Source organism: Rathayibacter sp. AY1C5 (genome assembly GCF_002931705.1).
Taxonomy (GTDB): Bacteria; Actinomycetota; Actinomycetes; order Actinomycetales; family Microbacteriaceae; genus Rathayibacter.
The window spans coordinates 1-12,599 of record NZ_PSWD01000009.1; the positions used below are offsets into that span (position 1 = coordinate 1).

Sequence of the window (12,599 nt, forward strand, 5' to 3'; positions counted from 1 at the left end):
CGCCCCTCCCGAACCGAAGGAAGACCCGCCCCCGTGAGCATCGAGATCAACAACGAGTCGAGCGTCCCCGTCGACGAGGCCGCCCTGCTGCGCCTCGCCGGCTACGCGCTCGACTCGCTCCACGTGCACCCCGACGCCGAGCTCGCGATCGTGCTGGTCGACGAGGGCGCGATGGAGCAGCTGCACGTGCAGTGGATGGACGAGCCGGGACCGACCGACGTGCTCAGCTTCCCGATGGACGAGCTGCGTCCCGGGACCGAGGACGAGCAGACCCCCGCGGGGCTCCTCGGCGACATCGTGCTCTGCCCGCAGGTCGCGCAGTCCCAGGCCGAGTCGGCCGGCCACTCCGTGCTCGACGAGCTACAGCTGCTGACCGCCCACGGGCTCCTTCACCTGCTCGGCTTCGATCACGCCGAGCCGGAGGAGGAGCGCGAGATGTTCGGCATCCAGCGCGACATCCTGGTCGGCTTCCACATCAGCGAGCGACGCCGCTAGAGCGCGCCGTGCCCACTCTCCAGCTCCTCATCGCCGCCCTCGCGCTCGTCGCCGTCGGCGGCTGGTTCGCCGCGACCGACGCCGCACTCGGCGTCCTCTCGCGCAGCGACCTGCTCGACATGGCCCAGCACTCCCGCAGCGCCCGCGCTCTCCGCGCGATCGCGGGCGACATGAGCGCCCACGTCAACGTCGTCAACTTCTCGCGGATCGCGGCCGAGACGACGGCCGCGGTGTTCGTCACCACGGTGCTGGTCGTCGAGGTCCCGCAGCTCTGGCTCGCGCTCCTGCTGGCGGTCCTGATCATGGCGGCGGTCTCGTTCGTCCTGGTCGGCTCCAGCCCCCGCAGCGTCGGGCGCGCGAACGCCCGCGCGGTCCTGTCCACCAGCGCCTCGCTCGTGCACGTGCTCCGGCTCGCGCTGGGCCCGGTCGCGCACGGGCTCGTGGCCCTCGGCAACCGGGTGACGCCGGGGACCGGGCGCTCGGCGGGGTTCTCCTCCGAGGAGCAGCTGCTCAGCATGGTCGACGAGGCGACCGAGCAGGACGTGCTCGAGCAGGACGACCGCGAGCTGATCCACTCGATCTTCGAATTCAACGACACCTTCGTCCGCGAGGTGATGGTGCCCCGCACCGACATGGTGACGATCGAGGCGACCTCCTCCGTCGGCGCCGGCATGGGGCTCCTGCTGAGCCGCGGCATCTCCCGGCTCCCCGTCATCGGCGACGGCGTCGACGACGTCCTCGGCGTGCTCTACCTGCGCGACGTGGCCCGGCACACCTACGAGCGGCCGGACGACGACGACACGGTCGCCGATCTCGCGCGCCCGGCGCTGTTCGTGCCCGAGTCGAAGAAGGCCGACGAGCTGCTCCGCCAGATGCAGCTCGAGTCCAACCACCTCGCGATGGTGGTCGACGAGTACGGCGGCATCGCGGGCCTGGTGACGCTCGAGGACCTGATCGAGGAGCTCGTCGGCGACATCTCCGACGAGTACGACCGCGAGGTCGACCTCTTCGAGGAGACGGCGCCCGGGGTCTACCGCGTCTCGGCGCGCCTGCCGGTGGACGAGCTCGGCGAGCTGTTCGAGCTCGACCTCGAGGACGACGACGTCGACTCGGTCGGCGGACTGCTGACCAAGGCCTACGGGCGCCTCCCCGAGCGCGGCGCGACGGCGCGGATCGGCGGAGTGCTGCTCGAGGCCGAGCAGGCGGACCCGCGCCGTGGGACCATCTCCACGGTGATCGTCCGCCGCGATCCCGATCTGGACACCGCCGGCGAGCCCGGCACCGGCCCCGTCGCGATCATCGCGGACGGCGGCACCACCACCCCCAGCCCGAGCACGGCTCCCACCCGCGGAGCCACGGGCGATCAGCACGAGGACGCACGATGACCGACACCACTCCCGCCGCCGCTCCCTACCGGGCGGGCTTCGTGTCCTTCGTCGGCCGCCCGAACGTGGGCAAGTCGACGCTCACGAACGCCCTCGTCGGCGAGAAGATCGCCATCACGAGCTCGAAGCCCCAGACCACGCGGCGCGCTATCCGCGGAGTGGTGCACCGCACCGACGGCCAGCTGATCGTCGTCGACACCCCCGGCATCCACCGGCCGCGCACGCTCCTCGGCGAGCGGCTGAACTCGCTCGTCACCTCGACCCTCGGCGACGTCGACGTCATCGGGATGCTGTTCCCGGCGGACGAGCCGATCGGCCCCGGAGACCGCTTCATCAACGAGCAGCTCGACTCCTTCCCGCGCGCCCGGAAGGTCGCGATCGTCTCGAAGGTGGACCTCTCCTCGAAGAAGTCCGTGGCGAAGCAGCTGCTCGCCGTCTCGGAGCTGCGCGAGTGGGACACGATCGTGCCGATCTCGGCCGTGACCGAGGAGCAGCTGGACGTCCTGGCCGTCGAGCTCCTGCGCCTGATGCCCGTCTCGCCCGCCCTCTACCCGGAGGAAGCGGTGACCGACGAGGACCTGTCCTCGCGGATCGCCGAGTTCATCCGCGAGGCCGCCCTCGAGGGCGTGTCGGACGAGCTGCCGCACTCCCTCGCCGTGACGCTCGACGACATGGTCGAGCGCGAGGACGGCTCGCTGATCGACATCTACGCCAACGTCTTCGTGGAGCGCGACAGCCAGAAGGGCATCATCATCGGCAAGGGCGGCCAGCGCCTGCGCGAGGTGGGAGCCGTCTCCCGCGAGCAGATCGAGCGCCTGCTGGGCCGCCGCGTGTTCCTCTCCATCCGGGTGAAGGTCGCCAAGGAGTGGCAACGCGACCCGAAGCTGCTCGGGCGCCTGGGCTTCTGACGCCGGAGGACGACGGCGGTCACCCTCCAGGACGACGCCCCCGGGCGCGCGGACCCGTAGCGTGATCCTCATGCGCGCCCTCCTCGACCGACCGGCGGCCCTGCCGATCGCCGGGGCGCTGCTCGCCGCCCTCCACCTGCTGCTCGGGCTCACCGGGGTCACTCCGACCGAGCGGATCGCCGGCGGCCTCGTGCTCGCGCTGGCCCTCGCGGTCGCGGGATTCCTGCCCGCGCTCGCCCCCTCGCTCGTCGCGGTCGGCGCGCTCGCCGACGGAGGCGTCCTGCTCGGCGGCGTCCCCGTCGACGGGGTGCTCGTCGGCCTGGTCGTCCTCTGGCAGACGACCCGCCGGGTGGGCCCCTGGACCCGTGCCCTGGCGCTCGCGGGCGGCCTGATCCTCGCCGGGATCGGCGGCGTCACCGTCGCGCTCGGCCTCTCCGGCCCGCTCGATCCGTCCGGGCTCCCGGCGCGCGTGGAGTTCGTGGTCCTCGCCCTGGTCGCCCTCGCGGTCGCCTCCGTGCTCGGTGCGGCGAAGGTCCTCGTGTACCTCAACGCGCTGCGGGCGCCGGTCCTCGCGGGCGATCGGATCGACGCGCTGCTGAACCGGGTCGCCGGTCCGCAGGACCCCTTCGCGGTGGGGGTCGCCGGTGGTCAGGCGCTGGTGCTCCTCCTCGTCGCCGGCCTCCCGTTCGCCGGGGTGGACGGCGCGATGCAGCTGCTGGTCGCGGGCGTGCTCGCGGTCGCGCTGGTGCTGCACCGGCGGTCCCCGGTCCTCGCCCTCTCGATCGCCTGGGCCGGCGCCGCCCTGCAGATGAGCGCGAGCCTCGCTCCCGGACCCGCGGATCTGGCCATCCTGGCCGTCCTCTTCGGCGCCGGCGCGTCGGAGTCGCGGCGGGTGCGGATCGCGGGCGCGGTGTCGGCCGTCCTCGGCGCCGTGGTCGCCGTCGTCTACCTCGTCCTCGTCTTCGACCTCGTCGCGAGCGCCTACGACGGCCTGCTGTCGGCCGGAGCCACCTTCGGCGGGATCCTCGCGACGCTCGGCCTCTCCTGGACCATCGGACTGCTCTCGCGCTCGGTCCGCCGGGCGCGGGAGGGCCAGACCCTGCGCGCGCAGGCCGAGCAGGAGCGCGCGCGGGCGCAGCGCGAGCTCGACACCGTGGAGGAGCGCAACCGGATCGCCCGCGACATGCACGACGTCGTCGCCCACTCCCTCGCCGTCGTGATCGCGCAGGCCGACGGCGCGCGCTACCTCGGCGCCACCAGCCCCGAGCAGACCGACGCCGCGCTGCTGACCATCTCCTCCGTCGCCCGGGACGCCCTCGGCGACGTGCGCGTGCTCCTCGCCCAGCTGCGGCACTCGCAGAGCGACGGCCCGCAGCCCGGCGCCCGCGACCTGCCGGCCCTCCTCGACAGCGTGGGCGGAGCCGGAGCCCCCGTCCGCGCCGACCTCGCCGTCGACCTGGAGGCGGTGCCGCGCGCCGTCGGTCTGGCCCTGTACCGCATCGCCCAGGAGGCGACCACGAACGCTCTCCGCCACGGCCGCCCGGGCTCGCCGCTCGACATCGCCCTGCGCCAGGACGGCGGCGAGCTCGCCCTGACCGTGCGCAACGCCCGGTGCGCCGACGTCGAGCGCGACTCCCTGCCGGGCGAGGGCCACGGCCTGGTCGGCATGCGCGAGCGCGCCGCGCTCGTCGGGGGAGTGCTCGCCGCCGGCCCGGTCGGGGACGACTTCGTCGTCGACGCGCGCCTGCCCTCCTCCCCGTCCCTCGCCCGCACCGCCCCACCCCTCGCCTCCGGAGGCAGCCCCGCATGACCGACACCATCCGCCTCGTCCTCGTCGACGACCAGGCCCTCTTCCGCGCCGGCATCCGCATGCTGCTCGGCTCGCAGCCCGATCTCGAGGTGGTCGGCGAGGCCTCGGACGGGGCGGAGGGCGCGGAGCTGGTCGCGCGGCTGGCCCCCGACGTCGTGCTGATGGACATCCGGATGCCGGGCGTCGACGGGATCGAGTCGACCCGGCGGATCCTCGCGGACGCGCAGGAGCGGCGGGTCCAGCCTCCGCGCATCCTCGTGCTGACGACCTTCGACCTCGACGAGGCGGCCGCGCGCGCCATCCGGGCGGGCGCGAGCGGCTTCCTCCTGAAGGACACGGAGCCCGGCTTCCTCCTCGCCTCCGTCCGCACCGTGCACGCGGGGACCGCCGTGGTCGCCGCCTCCGCGACCCGCGAGCTCTTCGAGCACTTCGGGGCGGCGGGCAGCGGACGCGAGACCCCGCCCGCCTTCGCGACCCTCACCGACCGCGAGCGCGAGATCTTCCACCTGGCCGCGCGGGGGATGAGCAACACCGAGATCGCGCGGGCCGAGTTCCTGAGCGAGGCGACGGTGAAGACGCACATCAGCCGCACCCTCGGCAAGCTCGGCCTGCGCGACCGCGTGCAGCTGGTGGTCTACGCCTACGAGAACGGCCTGGTCTCCTAGCGCGGGACGCCGGGGTGACGCGCCGCGGGGGCGGTGCTACCCTGACCGGGTGCGCTTCGGACAGCTCCTCCTTCTCCGCCGCGACGAGATCTGATCCTCAGGCCATCCTCGTCGCGGAGTCCGTCGTCGGCTGAACCATCCCTCGCCCGCGAGGTCGATCCGCATCCGGATCCCCGGGAGACCGCCCGACCGGCACCGCCCACCAGCGGAGCCGCACGCGAGCGGGATCGGTCACGAGCGAGAACAGACACGTGCGCACCACTGCGCCGGGAGAGCACCTCATGCTGAACAACCAGAAGCCGTCGCCCATGCCGATCGGCAAGTACCGTCCCTTCCACGAGCTGATCGCCGTGGACCTGCCCGACCGCACCTGGCCGTCGAAGCGCATCACGACCGCGCCCCGCTGGTGCGCCGTGGACCTCCGCGACGGCAACCAGGCGCTCATCGACCCGATGAGCCCCGAGCGCAAGCGCATCATGTTCGATCTGCTGGTCCGGATGGGCTACAAGGAGATCGAGGTCGGATTCCCGAGCGCGAGCCAGACCGACTTCGACTTCGTGCGCAGCCTCATCGAGGAGGGCGCGATCCCCGAGGACGTCACCATCCAGGTGCTGACCCAGGCCCGCGACCACCTGATCGAGCGCACCTACGAGTCGATCCGCGGCGCGCGCCAGGCGATCGTGCACCTCTACAACTCCACGAGCGTGCTGCAGCGCGAGGTCGTGTTCCGCAAGGACCGTCAGGGCATCATCGACATCGCGCTGGCCGGCGCCCGCAAGTGCCGCGAGATGGAGTCGACCGTCCCCGGCACGGCCGTCTACTACGAGTACTCGCCCGAGAGCTACACCGGCACCGAGCTCGACTTCGCCCGCGAGATCTGCGACCGGGTCGTCGAGGTCTTCGAGCCGACTCCCGAGCGCAAGGTCATCCTGAATCTGCCCGCCACCGTCGAGATGGCCACCCCGAACGTCTACGCCGACTCGATCGAGTGGATGAGCCGCAACCTCGCGCAGCGCGAGAACATCGTGCTGTCGCTGCACCCCCACAACGACCGCGGCACGGCCGTGGCGGCGGCCGAGCTGGGCTACCTGGCCGGTGCCGACCGGATCGAGGGCTGCCTCTTCGGCAACGGCGAGCGCACCGGCAACGTCGATCTGGTCGCGTTGGGCGTGAACCTATTCACCCAGGGGATCGACCCGCAGATCGACTTCAGCGACATGGACGGCATCAAGCGCACCGCCGAGTACTGCAACCAGCTGCCCGTGCCCGAGCGCAGCCCCTGGGCGGGCGACCTGGTCTTCACCGCCTTCAGCGGCTCGCACCAGGACGCCATCAAGAAGGGCTTCGAGGCGATGCAGGCCGAGGCCGAGCGGACCGGCCGCAGCGTCGACGAGCTCACCTGGGCCGTGCCCTACCTGCCGGTGGACCCGAAGGACCTGGGCCGCTCCTACGAGGCGGTCATCCGCGTCAACTCGCAGTCCGGCAAGGGCGGAGTCGCGTACCTGCTGAAGACGGACCACGCGCTCGACCTGCCGCGCCGACTGCAGATCGAGTTCTCGGGCGTCGTGCAGGCCAAGACCGACGCCGAGGGCGGCGAGGTCACGAGCGAGCAGATCTGGACGGTGTTCCAGGATGAGTACCTGCCCGCGCCCGCCGAGCGCGCCGACGAGAAGTGGGGCCGCTTCGAGCTGCTGCGCACGAACACGTCGAGCGATCTGGGCGGCAGCATCGCGCTGGACGCGGTCCTCCGGGTGGGCGACGAGCGCGTCTCGGCCAGCTCGCGGGGCAACGGCCCGATCAACGCCTTCGAGGCCGTGCTGGAGCAGCAGGGCGTCGAGGTCCGGGTCCTCGACTACGTCGAGCACGCGCTCAGCGCCGGCGGCGACGCGCTGGCCGCCTCGTACGTCGAGTGCACGGTGAACGGCCGCACCCTGTGGGGCGTGGGCGTGGACGCCGACATCTCGACCGCCTCCCTCAAGGCCATCGTCTCGGCCGTCAACCGCGCCCTGCGCGAGGAGGTCCCGGTCCGCGAGCTGGCCGGCGCCTCCGCCTGATCGGGCCCGATCCCCGCCGGGGGAGCCGTGACGCGTCGCGCCTCCCCCGGCGTTCCCGTGCGCGGACCGCGCGGGACTCCGCTCCCTGCGTCCGGGTCGGCCGCCGCTAGGTCCGGCGGCGCCAGCGCAGGCGCGGCACCCCGCTGAGCGCGCGCTGCTCGGGCAGGCTCCAGCCGTAGCGGACCGCGAGCAGGCGGATGACCGTGGTCACGCCCACCGCGAGCGGCGCGGCGAAGTCGATCGTCACTCCGAAGCGCAGCGCGAGGACCAGGACGCCCGTGCCCACCGAGGCGGCGACCGCGTAGAGCGAGCCGACGTGCATCAGCGCGATCGGCCGGTTCAGCAGGATGTCGCGGACGACGGATCCGCCGACGGCCGAGACGGTGCCGACGAACACGGCCGGCACCTCCGGCACGCCGAGCGACAGGGCCTTCGTGGTGCCGATCGCGCCGAAGAGCCCGAGGGTCAGCGCGTCGAGGGCGGTGATCGTCCCGTCGACCCGGTTCAGCAGGTGCTGGAGCAGCATCCCGAGCAGGGAGGCGGTCACCGCGACGATCAGGTACGCGTCGGTGTGCAGGGCCACCAGGGGCGTCTGGAGCAGCAGATCGCGGAGCACGCCGCCGCCGAGGCCGGTGGCCGTGCCGATGATCGTGACGCCGAGCAGGTCGATCCGGCGGTCGCGGAACTCGCCCGCGAACATCGCGCCCTGGAGGCAGCCGATGGCGATCGCGAGCAGGTCGGCCCAGGCCGGGATCTCGAAGAGGGAGGCTGCCACCCGGACATCGTTCCACGGCGCGGGCCCTGCTCCGGCCGGGCTGCCAGCCGGGTGTCGGAGGTCGGGGGGATAATCGGAGGATGCCCACCTATCGCGACGAAGCCGTGGTGCTCCGCACGCACAAGCTGGGCGAGGCCGACCGCATCGTGACGCTGCTCTCGCGCAGCCACGGCAAGATCCGCGCGGTGGCGAAGGGCGTGCGCAAGACCGGCTCCAAGTTCGGCTCGCGGCTCGAGCCGTTCATGGTCGCCGACCTCCAGCTCTACGAGGGCCGGAGCCTCGACATCGTCACGCAGGCCGAGTCGCTCGGCGCCTACGGTGCGCTGATCGCCGCCGACTACGACAGCTACACGGCGGCGAGCGCGATGGTCGAGACGGCGGACCGCCTCACTGACGCGGACGCATCCCTGCAGCAGTACCTGCTGCTCGTCGGGGCCCTGCGCTCGCTCTCGAAGCACGAGCACGAGCCGGTGCTGACGCTCGACTCCTACCTCCTGCGGGCGCTCTCGATCGCGGGCTGGGCGCCCAGCTTCGAGGACTGCGCGCGCTGCGGCGCTCCCGGGCCCCACGGCGCGATCGTGGTGCAGCTCGGAGGCGTCGTCTGCGCCGACTGCACGCCGCCCGGCGCACCGCGGGTCGCTCCGGAGGTCGTGGTCCTGCTGGGCGCACTGCTCACGGGAGACTGGGCCCACGCCGAGACCACCGAGCCGACCACGCGGTCGCGGGCGAGCGGAGTGGTCGCCGCCTACACGCAGTTCCACCTCGAACGCGGTCTGAGATCCCTGGAGCACGTCACCCGATGAAGCCCTTCACCCACAAGGACGCCGAGCCGTACCGCCCCCTCGACTGGACCGGGATCCACCCGCCCGCGATCCCGCGGAAGGCCGTTCCGGGGCACGTCGCCATCGTGATGGACGGGAACGGCCGCTGGGCGAACTCCCGCGGCCTGACTCGGATCGAGGGGCACAAGCGCGGCGAGACGGCGCTGCTGGACGTCGTGGCCGGAGCGATCCAGATCGGCGTGAAGCACCTCAGCGTCTACGCGTTCTCGACCGAGAACTGGAAGCGCTCGCCCGAGGAGGTGCGCTTCCTGATGGGCTTCAACCGCGATGTGCTGCACCGCCGCCGCGATCAGCTCAACGAGTGGGGCGTGCGCATCCGCTGGGCCGGCCGGAAGCCGCGCCTGTGGGCGTCGGTGATCAACGAGCTGCAGTTCGCCGAGCGGATGACCGCGGACAACGACGTGCTGACGCTCACCATGTGCGTCAACTACGGCGGGCGCACCGAGATCGCCGACGCGGTGCAGCGGCTCGCCGCCGAGGTCCAGGCGGGGCGGCTCAAGCCCTCCGGCATCTCCGAGAAGACGATCGCCAAGGCGCTCTACGTGCCCGAGATGCCGGACGTCGACCTCTTCGTGCGCTCCTCCGGCGAGCAGCGCACCAGCAACTTCCTGCTCTGGCAGAGCGCCTACGCCGAGATGGTGTTCCTCGACCGGCTCTGGCCGGACTTCACGCGGACCGACCTCTGGGACGCGATCGAGCACTACTCCGGCCGCTCCCGCCGCTTCGGCGGCGCGGTCGACGTGCCGGGGGCCTCCTCGTGATCCGGGTCGGAATCGTCGGCTTCGGGCTCGCGGGCAGCGTCTTCCACGGTCCGTTCCTCGCGGCGGATCCCGCTTTCGAGGTCGTCGCCGTCTCCACCCGCGACGCCGGTCGGAGGGCCGCGGCCTCCGCCGCGCATCCCGAGGCCCGGATCGTGCCCGACCTCGACGCGGTGCTCGCCGAGCGGCCGGAGCTGGTCGTGCTCGCCTCGCCGCCGTCGGCGCACCGGGAGCAGGCCGTCCGAGTGCTCGAGGCCGGAGTCGCCGTCGTGATCGACAAGCCCTTCGCACCGAGCGCGGCCGACGCGGACGCGATCATCGCCGCCTCCGAGCGGAGCGGTGCGCCCGTCTTCGTCTTCCAGAACCGGCGCTGGGACGCCGATCTGCTCACCCTCCGCCGCCTCCTGGGCAAAGGGGTCCTCGGCGAGGTCCTCCGCTTCGAGTCGACCTTCGAGCGCTGGAGCGCGCCGAAGACGGGCCGGTGGCAGAGCGAGACGGGTCCGGCCGAGGGTGGCGGGATCCTCTTCGATCTCGGCAGCCACCTGGTCGACCAGGCGCTGCTGCTGTTCGGCCCGGCGGTCGTCACGGCGGCCGAGACCCGGACCGTCCACGAGGGCTCCGCGAGCGAGGACGACGCGTTCGTCTCGCTCCTGCATCACAGCGGCGTCCGCTCCCACCTCACCATGAGCCGCGTCGCCCGGGCGACCGGCCCCCGCTTCCGCGTGCTCGGCACCCGCGCCGCCTTCAGCGTCGACGGTCTCGATCCGCAGGAGACCGCGCTCCGCACCGGCGGCGCCCGACCGGACGACGACGGCTTCGGCGAGGTCGCGCCGGAGGGATGGGGCGTCCTCGTCGACGACTCCGGCGCACACCCCGTGCCGAGTGAGCGGGGACGATACGCCGCGTTCCTCGAGCAGGTCGCGCTGTCCCTCCAGGACGGCGCTCCCTCGCCGGTCGACGTCCGCGAGGCCCGCGAGGTCGTCGCCGTGCTCGAGCAGGCGCACGCCCTCGCCGCCCGCTGACCGGGCCCGCCGCCGGCGCGCCCGGTCGCTCCCCGGTCTTGGCGATCCGGCTCCGGAGCGTCATCCTCGAGAGGTGAGCACCGCACTGCCGAACTCCGCCGACCTGCGCGCGCGCTTCGCCGGTGCCCGCGGCTACCACAACGCCTGCACCCTCGGCCTGCCGCCGCGGCAGACCGTCGAGGCGCTGCGGGCGGACCTCGACGGCTGGTCGTCCGGGGAGAGCACGGCCGCCGCCTACGGCGCTGTCGCCGAGCGCGCGCGTGCCTCGTTCGCCGCGATCGCCGGCGTCCCGGTCGACCGTGTCGCGATCGGCTCGCAGACCTCCGCCATGGCCGCCGTGCTCGCCGCCTCGCTGCCCGACGGGGCCCGCGTGCTCTGCGTGGACGGCGACTTCTCCTCCATCGTGTTCCCCTTCCTCGCCCAGGCGCACCGCGGAGTGACCGTGCGCTCCGTCGCGCTCGAGGCGCTGTCCGACTCCGTCGAGGACGGGGACGACCTCGTCGTCTTCTCCGCCGTGCAGTCCAGCAGCGGAGCGCTCGCCGATCTCGACTCCGTCCTCGAGGCGGCCGCGCGCCACCGAGTGCGGACCGCGTGCGACCTGACGCAGGCGGCCGGCGTCCTGCCGGTCGACGCCTCCCGCTTCGACGCGACCCTCACCCACGCCTACAAATGGCTGTGCTCGCCGCGCGGAGTGGCGTTCCTCACCGTCTCGCCCGCCTACGCGGCCGAGCTCGTCCCCGTGCAGGCGGGCTGGTACTCGGGGGAGGACGTGTGGTCGTCCTGCTACGGACCGGCCATGCACCTGGCCGAGAACGCCCGCCGCTTCGACGTCTCGCCGGCCTGGCAGGCGTTCGCCGGCGCCGAGGCGTCGCTCGCTCTGTTCCGCTCGCTCGACCTCGACGCGGTCTGGGCGCACGCCTCCGGCCTCGGCGACCTACTGTGCGAGCGGCTTGACCGGGAGCCTCAGCACCGGGCGCTCGTGTCCTGGCCGGACGAGGGGGGAGCGGACCTGGAGCTGCTGCAGGCCGCGGGTCTGCGCGTCTCGGGCCGCGGCGGCCGGCTCCGCATCGCCTTCCACCTCTGGAACGACGAGTCCGACGTGGACGAGCTCGTCCGCGTGCTGCGGGAATAGCGGGGCGCCCCCTCCGTTGTCCTGGGGGTGAGTGCTGAGCCGAGCCCCCTGTCCGTCGACGTCTGGTCCGACATCGCCTGCCCCTGGTGCTACATCGGGAAGCGCCGGTTCGAGCGCGGTCTCGAGGCCTTCCGCGCCGCGCACCCCGAGGCTCCGGAGGTCGTCGTGGAGTACCGCAGCTTCGAGCTCTCGCCGGACACGCCGGAGGACTACCGCGGGGGAGAGGCGGCGTTCCTCGCCGAGCACAAGGGGATCCCGGAGGCGCAGGCGCAGCAGATGCTCGACTCCGTCACGGCGATCGCGGCGGGCGTCGGCCTCGACTACCACTTCGAGTCGGTGCGCCACGTCAAGACGGTCACCGCCCACCAGGCGCTCCACCACGCCAAGGAGAACGGTCTGCAGCTCGAGCTCGTCGAGCGTCTCCTGAGCGCGTACTTCGTCGAGGGCCGCGATCTGGCCGATCCGGAGGTGCTCGCCTCGCTCGCCGGCGAGGTCGGGCTCGACCCGGCGGAGACGCGCCGCGCTCTCGAGGACCGGCGCTACCTCGGGCGGGTGCAGTCCGACATCGCCCAGGCCCGCGAGTACGGGATCTCGGGGGTGCCGTTCTTCGTCCTCGACGGGCGCTTCGGCGTCTCCGGCGCCCAGGAGCCGGCGGCGTTCACCGAGGTCCTCGAGCACGTGCTGGAGCAGCGGGCGGCCGTCGCGTGAGCGGGCCGTTCGAGATGCTCGGCGACTCCGGCGGGCCGCTGTGCG

Annotated in this window: 12 protein-coding genes; 11 read left to right on the plus strand and 1 reads right to left on the minus strand. The window is 72.9% G+C overall.

Annotation, left to right across the window (positions count from 1 at the left end; all coding sequences use genetic code 11):
- Positions 1 to 33: 33 nt before the first annotated feature.
- The 6 genes from ybeY (at position 34) to leuA (ending at position 7,317) form a co-directional block, all read left to right on the plus strand.
- Complete coding sequence (gene ybeY / locus C5C57_RS08800; protein WP_104223424.1) at positions 34 to 495, plus strand: rRNA maturation RNase YbeY; 462 nt, start codon at positions 34 to 36, stop codon at positions 493 to 495.
- 8 nt (positions 496 to 503) lie between these two features.
- Entirely contained in the window at positions 504 to 1,880 is a 1,377-nt protein-coding gene (locus C5C57_RS08805) for a hemolysin family protein (protein ID WP_104223425.1), read from the plus strand.
- Positions 1,877 to 2,788, plus strand: a complete 912-nt coding sequence (era, locus tag C5C57_RS08810; RefSeq protein WP_104223426.1) for a GTPase Era — start codon at positions 1,877 to 1,879, stop codon at positions 2,786 to 2,788. Before C5C57_RS08805 ends, era begins: the two co-directional genes overlap by 4 nt.
- 70 nt (positions 2,789 to 2,858) lie before the next feature.
- On the plus strand, positions 2,859 to 4,598 hold the full coding sequence (locus C5C57_RS08815; RefSeq protein ID WP_146082404.1) for a sensor histidine kinase: 1,740 nt from the start codon (positions 2,859 to 2,861) through the stop codon (positions 4,596 to 4,598).
- Positions 4,595 to 5,263 (plus strand): response regulator transcription factor, encoded by a 669-nt coding sequence (locus C5C57_RS08820; RefSeq protein WP_104226697.1) that lies wholly within the window; start codon positions 4,595 to 4,597, stop codon positions 5,261 to 5,263. Before C5C57_RS08815 ends, C5C57_RS08820 begins: the two co-directional genes overlap by 4 nt.
- A gap of 281 nt (positions 5,264 to 5,544) precedes the next feature.
- Entirely contained in the window at positions 5,545 to 7,317 is a 1,773-nt protein-coding gene (gene leuA / locus C5C57_RS08825; protein ID WP_104238221.1) for a 2-isopropylmalate synthase, read from the plus strand.
- 106 nt (positions 7,318 to 7,423) lie between these two features.
- On the opposite strand, the gene C5C57_RS08830 is transcribed toward leuA, so the two are convergent.
- Complete coding sequence (locus C5C57_RS08830) at positions 7,424 to 8,092, minus strand: trimeric intracellular cation channel family protein (RefSeq protein WP_104223430.1); 669 nt, start codon at positions 8,090 to 8,092, stop codon at positions 7,424 to 7,426.
- Positions 8,093 to 8,172: 80 nt separating this feature from the next.
- On the opposite strand from C5C57_RS08830, the gene recO reads away from it, so the two are divergent.
- From recO to C5C57_RS08855, 5 genes are all read left to right on the plus strand, one after another.
- Positions 8,173 to 8,895, plus strand: coding sequence for a DNA repair protein RecO (gene recO / locus C5C57_RS08835; protein ID WP_104234457.1), 723 nt, complete (start codon positions 8,173 to 8,175; stop codon positions 8,893 to 8,895).
- A complete protein-coding gene (locus C5C57_RS08840) occupies positions 8,892 to 9,695 on the plus strand; it encodes an isoprenyl transferase (RefSeq protein ID WP_104234456.1) in 804 nt (267 codons plus the stop codon). Before recO ends, C5C57_RS08840 begins: the two co-directional genes overlap by 4 nt.
- Positions 9,692 to 10,714, plus strand: a complete 1,023-nt coding sequence (locus tag C5C57_RS08845) for a Gfo/Idh/MocA family oxidoreductase (protein WP_104297514.1) — start codon at positions 9,692 to 9,694, stop codon at positions 10,712 to 10,714. Before C5C57_RS08840 ends, C5C57_RS08845 begins: the two co-directional genes overlap by 4 nt.
- Positions 10,715 to 10,787: 73 nt before the next feature.
- Positions 10,788 to 11,846 (plus strand): aminotransferase class V-fold PLP-dependent enzyme, encoded by a 1,059-nt coding sequence (locus C5C57_RS08850; protein WP_104247507.1) that lies wholly within the window; start codon positions 10,788 to 10,790, stop codon positions 11,844 to 11,846.
- 27 nt (positions 11,847 to 11,873) lie between these two features.
- Positions 11,874 to 12,554, plus strand: coding sequence for a DsbA family protein (locus C5C57_RS08855; RefSeq protein WP_104226692.1), 681 nt, complete (start codon positions 11,874 to 11,876; stop codon positions 12,552 to 12,554).
- The last annotated feature ends 45 nt before the right edge of the window (positions 12,555 to 12,599 follow it).